The sequence below is a fragment of the Exiguobacterium sp. s89 genome (genome assembly GCF_018617735.1).
GTDB lineage: Bacteria > Bacillota > Bacilli > Exiguobacteriales > Exiguobacteriaceae > Exiguobacterium > Exiguobacterium marinum.
In genome coordinates, this window is the sequence record NZ_JACSKS010000001.1 from 821,219 (window position 1) to 833,464 (window position 12,246).

Annotated in this window: 18 protein-coding genes; 6 read left to right on the forward strand and 12 right to left on the reverse strand. The window is 44.9% G+C overall.

Going from position 1 to position 12,246, the window contains the following annotated elements; all coding sequences use genetic code 11:
* Positions 1 to 40: 40 nt before the first annotated feature.
* The 3 genes from KNO96_RS04215 to KNO96_RS04225 are packed head-to-tail and all read right to left on the reverse strand — an operon-like array spanning position 41 to position 1,879.
* Positions 41 to 601 (reverse strand): NADPH-dependent FMN reductase, encoded by a 561-nt coding sequence (locus tag KNO96_RS04215; protein ID WP_214702317.1) that lies wholly within the window; start codon positions 599 to 601, stop codon positions 41 to 43.
* Positions 588 to 1,307 carry an alpha/beta fold hydrolase gene (locus tag KNO96_RS04220; protein ID WP_051545982.1) on the reverse strand — a complete coding sequence of 240 codons (720 nt, stop codon included), beginning with the start codon at positions 1,305 to 1,307 and terminating at the stop codon, positions 588 to 590. The genes KNO96_RS04215 and KNO96_RS04220 overlap by 14 nt, the downstream gene beginning before the upstream one ends.
* Positions 1,304 to 1,879: a GNAT family N-acetyltransferase gene (locus tag KNO96_RS04225; RefSeq protein ID WP_026826388.1), complete on the reverse strand. Its 576-nt coding sequence runs from the start codon at positions 1,877 to 1,879 to the stop codon at positions 1,304 to 1,306. Before KNO96_RS04225 ends, KNO96_RS04220 begins: the two co-directional genes overlap by 4 nt.
* Before the next feature lie 149 nt (positions 1,880 to 2,028).
* Between KNO96_RS04225 and KNO96_RS04230 the strand changes: the two genes are divergently transcribed.
* Positions 2,029 to 2,760 carry a hypothetical protein gene (locus KNO96_RS04230; protein WP_214700743.1) on the forward strand — a complete coding sequence of 244 codons (732 nt, stop codon included), beginning with the start codon at positions 2,029 to 2,031 and terminating at the stop codon, positions 2,758 to 2,760.
* Positions 2,761 to 3,033: 273 nt separating this feature from the next.
* Positions 3,034 to 3,321 carry a hypothetical protein gene (locus tag KNO96_RS04235; protein ID WP_015881237.1) on the forward strand — a complete coding sequence of 96 codons (288 nt, stop codon included), beginning with the start codon at positions 3,034 to 3,036 and terminating at the stop codon, positions 3,319 to 3,321.
* Between the two features lie 83 nt (positions 3,322 to 3,404).
* Here the strand turns inward: KNO96_RS04235 and KNO96_RS04240 are convergent, their stop codons facing one another.
* From KNO96_RS04240 to KNO96_RS04255, 4 genes are read right to left on the reverse strand one after another with little or no spacing between them, the layout of a single operon-like run.
* Positions 3,405 to 3,596 carry a hypothetical protein gene (locus tag KNO96_RS04240; protein WP_214702319.1) on the reverse strand — a complete coding sequence of 64 codons (192 nt, stop codon included), beginning with the start codon at positions 3,594 to 3,596 and terminating at the stop codon, positions 3,405 to 3,407.
* The gene (locus tag KNO96_RS04245; RefSeq protein ID WP_214702320.1) at positions 3,589 to 4,125 is read right to left on the reverse strand and encodes a hypothetical protein; all 537 of its coding nucleotides are present in this window, start codon (positions 4,123 to 4,125) and stop codon (positions 3,589 to 3,591) included. Before KNO96_RS04245 ends, KNO96_RS04240 begins: the two co-directional genes overlap by 8 nt.
* Entirely contained in the window at positions 4,122 to 4,709 is a 588-nt protein-coding gene (locus KNO96_RS04250) for a phosphatase PAP2 family protein (protein ID WP_214702321.1), read from the reverse strand. Before KNO96_RS04250 ends, KNO96_RS04245 begins: the two co-directional genes overlap by 4 nt.
* The gene (locus tag KNO96_RS04255) at positions 4,709 to 5,254 is read right to left on the reverse strand and encodes a phosphatidylglycerophosphatase A family protein (protein ID WP_214700764.1); all 546 of its coding nucleotides are present in this window, start codon (positions 5,252 to 5,254) and stop codon (positions 4,709 to 4,711) included. The genes KNO96_RS04250 and KNO96_RS04255 overlap by 1 nt, the downstream gene beginning before the upstream one ends.
* A 176-nt stretch (positions 5,255 to 5,430) precedes the next feature.
* Here KNO96_RS04255 and KNO96_RS04260 point away from each other — a divergent pair, with 176 nt between their 5' ends.
* Positions 5,431 to 5,940 carry a YjcG family protein gene (locus KNO96_RS04260; protein ID WP_214700736.1) on the forward strand — a complete coding sequence of 170 codons (510 nt, stop codon included), beginning with the start codon at positions 5,431 to 5,433 and terminating at the stop codon, positions 5,938 to 5,940.
* 2 nt (positions 5,941 to 5,942) lie between these two features.
* Here the strand turns inward: KNO96_RS04260 and KNO96_RS04265 are convergent, their stop codons facing one another.
* Positions 5,943 to 6,131 carry a hypothetical protein gene (locus tag KNO96_RS04265; protein WP_015881231.1) on the reverse strand — a complete coding sequence of 63 codons (189 nt, stop codon included), beginning with the start codon at positions 6,129 to 6,131 and terminating at the stop codon, positions 5,943 to 5,945.
* 83 nt (positions 6,132 to 6,214) lie between these two features.
* On the reverse strand, positions 6,215 to 6,988 hold the full coding sequence (fabI, locus tag KNO96_RS04270) for an enoyl-ACP reductase FabI (protein WP_026826395.1): 774 nt from the start codon (positions 6,986 to 6,988) through the stop codon (positions 6,215 to 6,217).
* A 149-nt stretch (positions 6,989 to 7,137) separates the two neighbouring features.
* On the opposite strand from fabI, the gene KNO96_RS04275 reads away from it, so the two are divergent.
* Positions 7,138 to 8,304 carry an FtsW/RodA/SpoVE family cell cycle protein gene (locus tag KNO96_RS04275; protein WP_026826396.1) on the forward strand — a complete coding sequence of 389 codons (1,167 nt, stop codon included), beginning with the start codon at positions 7,138 to 7,140 and terminating at the stop codon, positions 8,302 to 8,304.
* A 36-nt stretch (positions 8,305 to 8,340) separates the two neighbouring features.
* Here KNO96_RS04275 and KNO96_RS04280 read toward each other — a convergent pair whose 3' ends face one another.
* From KNO96_RS04280 to yjbM, 3 genes are read right to left on the reverse strand one after another with little or no spacing between them, the layout of a single operon-like run.
* A complete protein-coding gene (locus KNO96_RS04280; RefSeq protein ID WP_214702322.1) occupies positions 8,341 to 9,204 on the reverse strand; it encodes an RluA family pseudouridine synthase in 864 nt (287 codons plus the stop codon).
* 3 nt (positions 9,205 to 9,207) lie between these two features.
* Complete coding sequence (locus KNO96_RS04285) at positions 9,208 to 10,005, reverse strand: NAD kinase (RefSeq protein ID WP_026826398.1); 798 nt, start codon at positions 10,003 to 10,005, stop codon at positions 9,208 to 9,210.
* Positions 10,006 to 10,016: 11 nt separating this feature from the next.
* Positions 10,017 to 10,661 (reverse strand): GTP diphosphokinase, encoded by a 645-nt coding sequence (yjbM, locus tag KNO96_RS04290; RefSeq protein ID WP_026826399.1) that lies wholly within the window; start codon positions 10,659 to 10,661, stop codon positions 10,017 to 10,019.
* 110 nt (positions 10,662 to 10,771) lie between these two features.
* Here yjbM and KNO96_RS04295 point away from each other — a divergent pair, with 110 nt between their 5' ends.
* A complete protein-coding gene (locus tag KNO96_RS04295; RefSeq protein WP_026826400.1) occupies positions 10,772 to 11,353 on the forward strand; it encodes a CYTH domain-containing protein in 582 nt (193 codons plus the stop codon).
* Positions 11,354 to 11,438: 85 nt separating this feature from the next.
* Positions 11,439 to 12,212, forward strand: a complete 774-nt coding sequence (locus tag KNO96_RS04300) for a DsbA family protein (protein WP_026826401.1) — start codon at positions 11,439 to 11,441, stop codon at positions 12,210 to 12,212.
* Positions 12,213 to 12,246 lie beyond the last annotated feature (34 nt).

Below are 12,246 nucleotides of genomic sequence, written 5' to 3' on the forward strand. Positions count from 1 at the left end.
TCACAATTCCTTTCTATCAAACAACAAGAACGACTTCAAGTTAATTTTTTGCGCTACGCTTCCAAAATTCAATCCATTTATAATACTCAGATAACGTTTTTTTAATTTGTCTAATGGACTTTTCATCGTGAAGTCCTGATTCCCCGATTTTGTCTTTACAATGCGTTATAAAGATTTCATTTCCTGGTAAAACATTTGCTCGATTTGTGGCAAATACTTGTCGAAGATGAATCTGGCATCTGGCCGTTCCGAGCATACCTGGAGACGCTCCGGCAATCATGACCGATTTATCCCGAAGTGGGGTACCCGGTTCGAGCGAGAGCCAGTCAATCGCGTTCTTCAAGACACCTGGGATACTGTGATTATATTCCGGAGTGACGATCAGTAATCCATCCGCTTCCCGAACGGCTTGTTTCAAAGTTGCCACCACTTCCGGTTCATCCGGGTCAATCAAATCATCATTAAATAATGGGAGCTCGATTGAGACAACTTCAATGTCAAAATCGTCTCGAGCAAGTCCGATGATTGAGCGGAGAAGAGCCGTATTGAATGATTGTTTCCGAAGGCTGCCAGAAATCGCAATCAATTTATACTTTTTCATGAGAAGCCTCCTGTAGCCATTGATTAATAATCGCAGCCTCTTCCTGAGGTGCTTCCATCATTCCCATATGACTGTAAGGGACAACGGCGGTCGTGTGACGACTCGCACCTAAAAACGCCCGGTCCTCATTCATGTTCGGATCTTTCTCTCCATAAATGAATAATCCCGTAAGTTCAGTTGCCTCGACAGTGTTCACTTCATCTTCACGATCCCGAATCGCTCGTTGCGCATTCACAATTCCATCGACCGACATATGGTATCCAATCTTAATCGCATTTTCGACGAGCATAGGGTCTGAATCATTCGAGAAGACACTCGGAATCATCCCATCGATAAACGGCTTTACCCCTTCTTCGATGACTTTATTGATCGCCGCATTACGTTTTTCTTTAGCCTCTTCTGAATCTGATGCAGCGGTTGAATGAATCAGTCCAAACCCTGACAACTCGCTCTCATAACGACGAACGAGATTTGTAGTCACATACCCCCCGAATGAATGCCCGAACACGAGTGGTTTGTCAAGATTACGCAGTCGTATCTCTTCAATGACCCAGTCCGCGAACTGATCCATCGTTTCCGGTCCCACTTCCGTGCCTGCATGACCCGGTAATATGAATGCATGAACTTCCGCATCTAGCAAAGGTTCTAACTGTTCAAAGTACTGTGGCGAACCACATAACCCATGTAACAAGACAAGTGCTTTCATAAGATTGAATGCTCCTTTTCTTCCCATTCTGTTTTGAGTAATCGATACATCGTCAAATCCATAAAACGACCATGACTGTACGCATAATCTTTCAATAATCCTTCCTCGATAAACCCGAGTTTTTGTACGAGTCGATTCGAGCCTTCATTACCTGGTGCGACCAATGCGGAAATTCGGTGGAACTTGAACTCTTCAAATCCATGCTGGATGACAGCCGTAGCCGCTTCAAACGCCACACCTTGTCTCCAATAATGATGAGAGACCTCAAATCCAATCTCAGCACGATAGTATTGGGCGGTCCAATTGTGAAATCCAATCGTTCCGACCAAATCGTTCGTAAATCGATCGCAAATCGCCCAGCGGATGGCTTTCCCTTGCTGAAATTGATCTTTAAAATAAGCGATCACATTCTTCGCTTCATAGACGGCAAGCAACGGGTCCGACCCATAATATCGCATCACTTCTTCCGTGGATAAGATGGTATAAAGCGCTCTTGCATCACGCGGTTCAAGCTCCCTAAGGATAAACCGTGGCGTAGCGAGCTCAGGAAAACTACGTTTCAATCCCCACATATGGAACCCGCCTTTCCTATTCATTTCCTCAATTATACTTGTCTTTTCCCAAATGTATCGAACTCAATCCTCAGTAATCGTCTCAAGATGGCAGAAACCAAGTGTTTTTGCTACTATGAATGTAGTATGTCAAACTGAGGGGATACCATATGTCAAAACAACTCTTTTATTTGAAACTAGACCGAGACGTCCAACGATTCACGCTTCATGGTGTAACATTGGCCGATGTAACAGAGGCTTTTTCCGTAAGGAGACCGATGATCATTTGTCGAACCGATATTAAAGGGATGAGGCAATCATCACGGTCACGTTTTCGCTATATCGAAGCGCATGAGCTTTCTTCGTTCTCGTCAAAGTATTTGAATAACCAAACGACATTCACAGCAATCGACTTTCCAGATTACAACACACTTGAAACGTTGTCTGATCATGAGATTGCAGAGATCCTGTTTTTAAGTCATATGGAACGTGGGATTAAAAAACCATTTTTGGATTCGCTCGATAATGAGATTGCTTTTTTCAACGAAGCGAACGATCGGCACAGTAGCCTCTACATTCGAGACTGGTCGACCATCAATCGATTTGTTCAAAACATGTTGCAAAGTAAACTCGACCGAGACATTCGCAACATTAGTTTTGTCCCGATCCCACTTCCTGTAATTGATGAATTGCTCGACTTGGCACCTCAAGGGCTAATCATCGACTTCGATCATACAAAACGAAGTTTATTCAATCGACAAATTGTTATTTCTTTCTATGTGGCTGGCCGCTATGAGGACATGTCCGTCCTCGAAGAAGACTTCGACGCCAAGAAAGAGTCCATCGCACTTAAAGGACAGTTGATGTATCGCCGTCGTACTTGGCAAATCGAACGGTTATAAGGTCACACATGTAACTAACGTATCTGAACCTCTGGACAAGAGGTTCTTTTTTGTTATTTTCAGACTGATTATTTCAAGCAATTTCCCTTCATAACCGGGCTTGAACGCTATCCTTAAAAATTGATAACAAATTGTCTTAATTTTTTGTTAAATTAACACTTTTCTTTTCTGAATGAGGCGTTATACTAGGAATAACCTTCTGGAGGAATGGAAGGCAATATAGAGAAAGCGAGGTGAAAATCTATTCATCACGCGGATGGATAGATACACGAAATGGAACAACTGAAAGTACAAGGAGTCTCTTCGTTCACCAAGTTTGCGACGAATGGAAAAATGCTGAAATTAAAAGATGCTCATGCAGGGGAACAACGCATTTCACTACAGGATGCGACCGACATTCAAGTCTCTCTGCTCGACGAGGACCATTCGCGCTTCACTATATTTGGTCATGCTCACCCTCTTGTGGAGCTGACCCTTCCTCACAACTCTTGTGAAGTCCTTTATGCATGGTTACTACACAAGATGAAACGACAAAAAATCAAATTAGCTTCAAACGCTTAAACAAAACAAGGTCTTGTCTCCGTGTGGGAGAAAGACCTTGTTTCTTTATCTAAAATCAGAACTTTCCTTCGTTTCTCTTTATATTATGAAGTCGGCGTGATCGAATTTTTCCGATAGATGGTTATTCCCCCATGCTTGGCTTCCCCTACAACTTCGAAAAGCCAACCATTCTCAATTAACATAGTTCGAACAAATAAGAAGTCTTCTTTCGGCACTTTCACTTCCTCTACTTGTCCCTCTAACAATTGCTGAAACGTTGTCTCCCAATCAGTCATGTCCATTCTCCTTACGTGAGTCTTCTTCGCTCATCCACTCAAAAAGGCGACGGCCGGAATCGAGTCGGTTAGTCGCATCCCATAATTCGTTTGGAACGACTCGAGATACGTCAATCGTACCATTTCCCGCAAACACGACATCTTCGCCTGTCGCCTGTTCAATATAGTGAAGCGCGAACGACAAGACGGATTCTTCCGATTCATGCCCACTTTTCTGCAAGGCGAGATCGTAAGTCTCGTCACGTTGGTTGTTCACAAGTAACGTCCGTCCTCCATCGAGTAACGTCATCGGTGGGACGGCATCGACATGAAACACTTCATACGAATGATACGTCCCTTCATTATAAGATAAAAGCGGGATAAACTGGCGTTGACTCGCCCATTTTTTCAATTGGAACAAAATTCTCATCGAAGTGAACCACGTTGCCCCCTCAATATCTTTTTCCACTAAAATCGTAGGAATTGATGCTTCATCCGCTTCTTTTTTGTGAACAAACAGCCATTTTTCTACATCTACGACGATGATCAAACTGTCTTCCTCCTTATGAACCATTCAGAGAGTGCAATCATGGTCAGTGCAACGAACCATCCACCGAGCACATCACTAAAGTAATGAACATTTAAGATGACCCGACTTAGCGACACTGCAACCACAAGACAGACGAGTATTGCAATAGCGACCTTCGACTGTCTCTTTTGATACAGTACATACGCCATCAATCCATACAGCGCAAACGAACCGGAAGCGTGTCCGCTCGGAAAACTGTACGTCGTCGCATCAAGAGACGCATCGATGAGGGGTCGGTCAATTCCATAGATGAGTTTTAACACTTGGGTCAACAGAAGTGTCCCGATTCCCACGAGCGCTAGGCGCCATGCCTCGACACGATTCCCTCGCCATAACCAAAACAACAATCCTAAAATCGAGAGTCCAACGATTACTTGAGCGCTCCCTAATTCTGTTACGTATGAAAATATACGATTCGGTAACGGTTGTAACCATTCATATACGATTGTGTTCATCGGATCGACCGCCCCTAAAACGACAAACACCGACACGATCACATAAGCGACCGTCCCGGCTATCATCACCTTCTTCGGTGTCCACGCCATCAATATAACCCTTTTCGTTCACGTATCTCTTCTTCTCCGAAATCGACCATATCGCGTAACCGGTGTGCCAAACGCCCTGAAGCGTTTGCCGCAATCGCGCCGACGAGGTCATCCATGAACGTATGCACTTGACCGTCGTCCATCTTCGTATCAAGTTGCTTGATGATACCTATTTTTGCCTTGTCTAAGTATCCGAATGTGGTCACGGCAATCGAACCATATGTGTTGACGGCACCAATCGCAATCGTTTCATCCACACCAAATAATCCCTCATCAGATGCGATAATTGATAAGAGTGGTTCTGATAACTGACCTTTCTCTGCCAACATATCAAGCTCTGAGCCGACAAGAATTGCATGTTGTAATTCACGTTTGTCGAGAACCGCCTCGACAGAATCCATGCAGTCTTTTAATGAAAGATGCGGTGAGTAAGGTGCTTGCATCTGATAGACAATCTCCGCAATCGATTCGATCGTGACGCCGCGCTCGAATAGACGAGCACGAGCCGCGTCTCGGACGTCTCGTGAGTGTGGTACGTGTTTCATTGTATGCGCAGGATCGGAATCCTGCTTCACATCCCTTCGTTCAGAGAGTTATAATCTCTCTATATGATATAACCATTATACTGAAAAATCGAAAAAAAGACGAACCCTGCTTTGACTTCGCTTATTAAATCGTTCATCATAAACATGTAGTGTAAACGATTAAAGGGGGAAGAGGAATGAAGATTGGGGTAGTCTTATTTCCGTCAAAACAAGTGCAAGATTTTGCGAACTCTTATCGAAAACGTTATGACACGAAATATGCGTTAATTTCACCTCATGTGACAATTAAAGCACGTACAGAAGTGTCAGAAGAAGAGTTGCCGAAAGTACTAGAATATTTACAGCAAGTCGCAGATTCGACTAAACCGCTTCATCTAAAAGTCGATGGTGTCCGGTCTTTCGCACCAACAAACAATGTATTGTATTTGAAGGTACTCCCGACACGTGAACTATCCACGCTTCACCAGCGGTTACATGAAGGTCTCCTCAATCAACCGCCGAAATATGAATTTTTGCCGCACATCACCATCGGTCAAGATTTGACCGATGCGGAACTGTTCGATGTACTCGAGCGGTTGCGTATGGAACAAGTTCATTTTGAAGAGACCATCACACGGATGGCCGTCATGTACGAACTCGAAAACGAAACGTGGAACGTCTATGAGACGTTCCGTTTCCGTGGTTAAACTTATATGCTCCGGTCGACATAGCGACCGGGGTTTTTTTCTTGCTCTTCTTCTAGCCATTCTTCCCGCCGAGGCCGGATACGTTGAACACGTTTGATGCGTGTCACCGGTTCGATGCTCGCTCGACCTGATGGCTGGACTTGACGATTGACATATTGCACGACTGTGAAATCAATTTGATAAGGACCCATGATCTGACCTCCTTCATAGGTCCTTACCCGATTCTTTCATGTGGTAATACAAAAATGGCGCATCACTGCGCCATTGCCCAAACTTATAAAATATGGTACCCGCTATCCACGTGAATGACTTCACCGGTAACGCCGCTCCCCATTCCCGAAAGAAGAAAGAGTCCTGTCGAAGCCACTTCATCTGCAGATACGTTTCGACGTAACGGTGCCTTCTGTTCAAGTTCAGAAAGGATACTGTTAAAATCACCGACCCCTTTAGCCGACAACGTGCGAATCGGGCCTGCTGAAATTGCATTGACACGAACCCCGTGAGGTCCATACTCGTTCGCCAAGTATTTGACACTTGAGTCAAGTGCCGCTTTTGCAACGCCCATCAAGTTGTAGTTCGGGACGACACGCTCTCCACCGAGATACGTGAGCGTGATCACTGAAGCATCAGATGCGAAATATGGTTTCGCTGCTTTCACAACGGCTGTCAAACTGTAAGCTGAAATGTCTAACGCCTGCGCGAATTGACCTCGTGTCATCTCAGAGAACTCACCGCGGAGCGCTTCTTTGTCAGCAAACGCGATTGAATGAGCGATTCCTTGAATCTCCCCTGCTTCTTCGTGGATTGAGCGGAACGTCATTTCAATCGCTTCGTCGTTCGTCACATCGCACTCAAGTAAAATCGCTTCCTGCTTTAACTCACCCGCAAGTGATTCTAATCCTGATTTGAATCGTTCTGCTGCATAAGTCAATACGAGCTTCGCTCCCGCTTCATCAAGCGTTTTGGCGATGGCCCAGGCGATCGAGCGCTTGTTGGCAATCCCCATGACGACATAAGTTTTATCTGTTAACGTTGGAAAAATTGACATCATAAACTCCCCTTTTTAGTACCTGGTGATAATATCTGTTATCAGATTACAGAAAGGTTTCTCTTTTGTCAACCGGCTCGTTTCGTATTGCGATTTTTTTAAGTTGCGGTAAGATAAAATACGTATAGAAAGGGTGACTCGACTCCATTATGAACCGCATTCAATCATATTTTAAAAGTTTAGACACGACGCTGTTGACCATCGTCTTCCTGTTAATGATCATCAGCCTCGGTGCAATCTATACGGCACAGCCGATGTTGCCGACACGCCTTCAGCATATCAACTTCGCTCTCGAGCAAGGCATTCGTTACGTTATTGGCTTTTTTGCGATGTTTGCCATCATGACGATTGAATATGAACAACTACGGAAAATCCATTGGTATTTGTACGCATTCGGCCTGCTCCTTCTCGTAGGGTTAATCCCTCTCCGAGATACAACGCTCGTTCCAAATATTAATGGGGCGTATGGGTGGTATAACGTTCCAGGTTTCAGTTTCCAACCTGCCGAGTTCATGAAATTGTTCCTGCTAATTTCGATGTCGACGATTGTGTATGAACACAACAAACGATATGGCTCATCTCAACTCGATACGTGGCTCTTGGTCAAACTGATTTTAGTCGCCCTCCCTCCACTCGGACTGATTGTAACGCAACCCGATTTGGGAACAGGGCTCGTCTTAATAACGATGCTCGGCGCCGTCATTATCGTCTCGGGAATTGGCTGGAAGTGGTTGCTCGGTCTCTTCAGTGCGGCCGCTCTGACAATCGGAACATTTATGTATTTGTTCTTCTCCCATTTTGAGTTGTTGCAAGCGTTCGTACCGGGCCATGCCCTCAACCGATTTCAAGCATGGATTTATCCATACGAGTATTCAGACGATTTAGCATTCCAGTTAATCAAGTCGTTACAAGCAATCGGGTCCGGACAAATGTTCGGGACAGGATACGGACAAGGTCTCGTCTATTTGCCGGAATCGCAGACAGACTTTATTTTCGCAGTGATCGCCGAACATTATGGTTTCATTGGTGCAGCGCTCGTTATCATCGTCTTTTTCCTGTTCCTCTATCGCATGATTCATATTGCATTAGAGTCAAGTAGCGCTTTTGGAAGTTACATCGTCACCGGCGTTATCGCTATGTTCACATTCCAGGTTTTCCAAAACATCGGGATGACGATCGGTGTTTTGCCAATCACGGGTCTCACACTTCCATTCGTCAGTTACGGGGGAACGGGAATCATCATGAACATGATTGCAATCGGTCTCGTGATGAACGTGGCATCCAAATCAAAAACATATATGTTTGATGACGATTGACAAAAGCCCTCAAGGAATTGAACTTGAGGGCTTTGTTCACGCTCGGATAAAATCTTCTGGGATCGGCGCCTCGATAAAGATTTCTTCTCCTGTTAGCGGATGAATAAATCGTGCAGACGCGCTGTGAAGGGCATGACGGTCCATTCGGTTGACTCCACCATACATAGAGTCCCCAATGAGAGGATGTCCAATATGGCGCAAATGAACGCGAATCTGATGGGTCCGTCCTGTCTCAAGACGTATGGTCAATAAAAAGTCACTTCCGAATTTCTGGCAAGCGAGAACATGTGTGACGGCACGTTGCCCATCTTCTGTCACGACCCGTTCCATGATTGAGCCCTCAGCACGCCCAATCGGCGCATCAATTGTGTGGGGCAACACTTCTTCTTCGACGAGTGCCATGTACGAGCGCATCAATTTATTCGCCTTTTGAAGTTCGCTGAATCGATGATGAACAAAACCAAACTTCGCAAATAAAACCACCCCGCTCGTATCGCGGTCGAGTCGGTTGACGACATGAATCGCAGAAGGAAGACCGATTTGCTTATAATATCCGAGTACTGCGTTCGCGAGCGTATCGGTCGGGTGTAATCTTGATGGAATCGTCGCGATTCCTGCAGGTTTGTCAACCGCTAACAAAGCGTCATCTTCGTATAAAATACGAAGCAATCGGTTTGAAGCGACCATTTCTGTTGAAGGAGATTCTTCTGGGAACGTGACCTCCACTTCATCACCCTGTTCGAGATTATGACGCACGGTTCGAGCTACTCCGTTTACTTCAATCTTCCCTTCATACTTCACGAGCGTGAGCATTTTTCGGGAAATGCCCATATCTTGCATTAAAAAATCGCGAAGTGGGCTTTCTTTTTCCACAACGCGACGAATTGTAAATCCTTGCATCCGTTACTTTCCTTCCTCAATGAACGATTCGCGCACCCGGCGCCAAAACGGGAAAGGCCGAAATCGAGCGAACGTCACTTTTTCTTTTGCAACCGCACATCGAATCGAGACGACGTCAGACCAAGACAAAGCTTCTTGATGGTCAAACGCCAATTCGAATTCGGTTTTCGTATGCGGCTTGATTTTCACTTGATGATGTTTCGGTAAAAGAAGCGGCGCCCCGATTGTTCGATAAACCAAGTTGTTAATCGAGGCCATTTCCGTCACTTGAATTGCTTCGATTGACGGATGAACGATTGCCCCGCCGAGCGCTTTATTATAAGCAGTCGAACCGGATGGGGTCGAGATACACAGTCCATCTCCACGAAACGTCTCAAAATAATCATCTCGTATCGATAAATCACAAACGAGAGTTCGCTTGTAATTTTTAATCGTACAATCATTCATCGCTAATTGACGATCGGTCTTTCCGTTCTCGTAGTCGATCAGAACTTCTAATAGTGGGTACGAGACCGGCTCGAACGACTCACTCGTAATCATTTCCGTCAATTCGTCCAATTCATCCGGTTGCCAATCGGCATAAAAGCCTAAATGTCCAGTATGAATGCCGACGAGAAGCGTTTCATCGAGTCGGTCAATGTATTTATGGAACGCCTGCAACATCGTGCCATCTCCCCCGACCGATACCACGATTCGCGGCTCCTCAGATCGCGTATGCCCGGCAGCTTGAAGTTTACCAGTCAGTTCCTGGGCAATCTCCGCTGATCGCGTATCCCCTCTCGAAACAATCGCAAACTGCATATCAATTCCCCCTAGTCCTCATCCGTTTTCACGTTCATCTCTTTATCCCGAAACACTTGCTGGGCGTCTTGAATTTCGACGCGGAGTTGACTCATTTCTGCATCGAGAAGAAATGCCGCCTCGGCCGCACGTCTCAAACGCTCTTGTACTTCTAAAGGCATATCGTCATCGTATTTATAGTTTAATGAATGCTCGATCGTAGCCCAAAAGTTCATCGCAAGCGTGCGGATTTGTACTTCGACTAGCGTCGGGATTTCTCCATGAATCGTTTGAACCGGGTATTCGATGATGACATGATACGATCGATAACCAGAATCTTTTTGGTGAGTAATGTAATTCCGTTCCTCCACTATTTTAAAATCTGTTCGACGATGAAGCAAATCCAAGACGTGAACGATATCATCTACAAATTGGCACATAATTCGTAATCCAGCAATGTCCTGCATATCTGTCGCCAATTCGTGTTTAGCGATATTTTTTCGTTTCGCTTTTTCAAGTATGCTCCCGATCGGTTTCACTCGACCAGTGACAAACTCTATCGGAGAATGGTCATTTTGAGACTTAAATTGCTTACGAACTGCTTTTAATTTCACTTTCAACTCGTCTACCGCGATTTGGTACGGTACTAAAAACTGATCCCAGTTTATTGATTGCATACGCTGTCACCACTTTCGTTCTTTTCCGGAAAAAAACGTGTCCTTTCCGTATGTATCCGTTTGTATGGTATCATAAACGAACAATTGTTCATAGAATGGAGCGATGATTCATGACCCAAGAAGTGGAAATTGAATTTAAATCAATGTTGACGAAAAAAGAATACGAGACGCTACTTCAAACCTACAAGTTAGAGGATCAAGTTCGCTGGCAAGCGAATGACTATTTTGACACACCATCGTTCCAGTTAAAAGAAAAGGGTGCAGCACTCCGCATTCGCGAGAAGAAACAAGGTCAAGTATTGACGCTAAAACAGCCGAATGATGTCGGATTGCTTGAAACACACGCAACTATCACAGAGGCAGAGGCTGAAGATTTATTTAAATACGGCATTATTCACGATGACCAAATGAAACAAGCACTTGCACCATTTCAGTTGAGCGCCCCACTCGAACACCTCGGTCGTCTCGAAACGCACCGGGCAGAACATCAAATGAAAGATGGACTACTCGTCCTAGATGAAAGCCATTATTTGGAGACAACAGACTACGAAATAGAATTTGAAGTAACGAACGAAGAAGCCGGTCGACGCGCCTTTGAACGACTCTTAGCAGAACACGGACTTCCTTACCGTCCCGCCAAAAATAAAATCGTTCGATTCATGGAGTTAAAAATGAATCCTCTTGAAGGTTGAGCAGATACATTGCCAACCTTTTTTTTTCGTTGCTACAATAAGCATACAAAGTTAAAAGAATTTTTAACGAGAGGAGGCGACACAAATGGAACGTGATCATTGTAATGGGTCATCTTGTTCACTGGAAGAAACTCCTATTCAAGTAACTTATAAGCCATTGGAGCTATTCTATTTCATGGACATTTCGAGCCCTGAAAACTTTCATGTGATGACATTAATCAAAAAGTTAGAGATTGAATACGGACATGTCATTCGTTTCCGCATGGTCTCTACTGTTCCTAGCTGTGTTGGCGGATGTCAGGAAGAGGTTCGCCTTCTCACCATGATCAAAGCGCTAGAATTACAAGGAAAGCGTCATGCAATGCGTTTCTTGCGACATTTGCATGTGAATGATTTATTTTCCAGTAAACAACCCGACCCCATCGATCTATGGGAACTCGCACGATCTTTCGAAGAGTATGGTCTTGATTTAAGTGAACTCGAAGCCGATCTTCAATCGAACCAGCTCTTGAATGCGTTAGCGGTCGACCATCAAGTGTTGAAAGATTGGGAGATTGAGTCATTGCCCGCACTCACTTTTGTGACTCGTGATGAGGCGTTGAAGATTGAAGGCGTGTATCCGTACGATGTGTATCAATCGGTCATGACAGAGTTGTTAGGCTATGCCCCTAGCCGTTCAACCGATTGGGACGTAGCCAAAGTATTGGCTCGTTATGATGCATCGACGATTACCGAACTTTCATACATTCTAGACATGGAGAAAACTGTGATTGAACGCGAACTGAAAAAGCTATCTTTGCAGCAACGTTGTCGTCCTGTACCGGGATGTAGCGGGGAAGCATGGGCTCAAACGAAATAAAAAAAGAACCCCACGGCCGGGGAGCCGTGGGGTT

What these genes read in the sequence shown, in the direction of transcription:
- KNO96_RS04215 (WP_214702317.1), bottom strand. Translation starts at nt 601, where the DNA reads ATGAAAAAGTATAAATTGATTGCGATTTCTGGCAGCCTTCGGAAACAA.
- KNO96_RS04220 (WP_051545982.1), bottom strand. Translation starts at nt 1,307, where the DNA reads ATGAAAGCACTTGTCTTGTTACATGGGTTATGTGGTTCGCCACAGTAC.
- KNO96_RS04225 (WP_026826388.1), bottom strand. Translation starts at nt 1,879, where the DNA reads ATGTGGGGATTGAAACGTAGTTTTCCTGAGCTCGCTACGCCACGGTTT.
- KNO96_RS04230 (WP_214700743.1), top strand. Translation starts at nt 2,029, where the DNA reads ATGTCAAAACAACTCTTTTATTTGAAACTAGACCGAGACGTCCAACGA.
- KNO96_RS04235 (WP_015881237.1), top strand. Translation starts at nt 3,034, where the DNA reads ATGGAACAACTGAAAGTACAAGGAGTCTCTTCGTTCACCAAGTTTGCG.
- KNO96_RS04240 (WP_214702319.1), bottom strand. Translation starts at nt 3,596, where the DNA reads ATGACTGATTGGGAGACAACGTTTCAGCAATTGTTAGAGGGACAAGTA.
- KNO96_RS04250 (WP_214702321.1), bottom strand. Translation starts at nt 4,709, where the DNA reads ATGGCGTGGACACCGAAGAAGGTGATGATAGCCGGGACGGTCGCTTAT.
- KNO96_RS04255 (WP_214700764.1), bottom strand. Translation starts at nt 5,254, where the DNA reads ATGAAACACGTACCACACTCACGAGACGTCCGAGACGCGGCTCGTGCT.
- KNO96_RS04260 (WP_214700736.1), top strand. Translation starts at nt 5,431, where the DNA reads ATGAAGATTGGGGTAGTCTTATTTCCGTCAAAACAAGTGCAAGATTTT.
- KNO96_RS04265 (WP_015881231.1), bottom strand. Translation starts at nt 6,131, where the DNA reads ATGGGTCCTTATCAAATTGATTTCACAGTCGTGCAATATGTCAATCGT.
- fabI (WP_026826395.1), bottom strand. Translation starts at nt 6,988, where the DNA reads ATGTCAATTTTTCCAACGTTAACAGATAAAACTTATGTCGTCATGGGG.
- KNO96_RS04275 (WP_026826396.1), top strand. Translation starts at nt 7,138, where the DNA reads ATGAACCGCATTCAATCATATTTTAAAAGTTTAGACACGACGCTGTTG.
- KNO96_RS04280 (WP_214702322.1), bottom strand. Translation starts at nt 9,204, where the DNA reads ATGCAAGGATTTACAATTCGTCGCGTTGTGGAAAAAGAAAGCCCACTT.
- KNO96_RS04285 (WP_026826398.1), bottom strand. Translation starts at nt 10,005, where the DNA reads ATGCAGTTTGCGATTGTTTCGAGAGGGGATACGCGATCAGCGGAGATT.
- yjbM (WP_026826399.1), bottom strand. Translation starts at nt 10,661, where the DNA reads ATGCAATCAATAAACTGGGATCAGTTTTTAGTACCGTACCAAATCGCG.
- KNO96_RS04295 (WP_026826400.1), top strand. Translation starts at nt 10,772, where the DNA reads ATGACCCAAGAAGTGGAAATTGAATTTAAATCAATGTTGACGAAAAAA.
- KNO96_RS04300 (WP_026826401.1), top strand. Translation starts at nt 11,439, where the DNA reads ATGGAACGTGATCATTGTAATGGGTCATCTTGTTCACTGGAAGAAACT.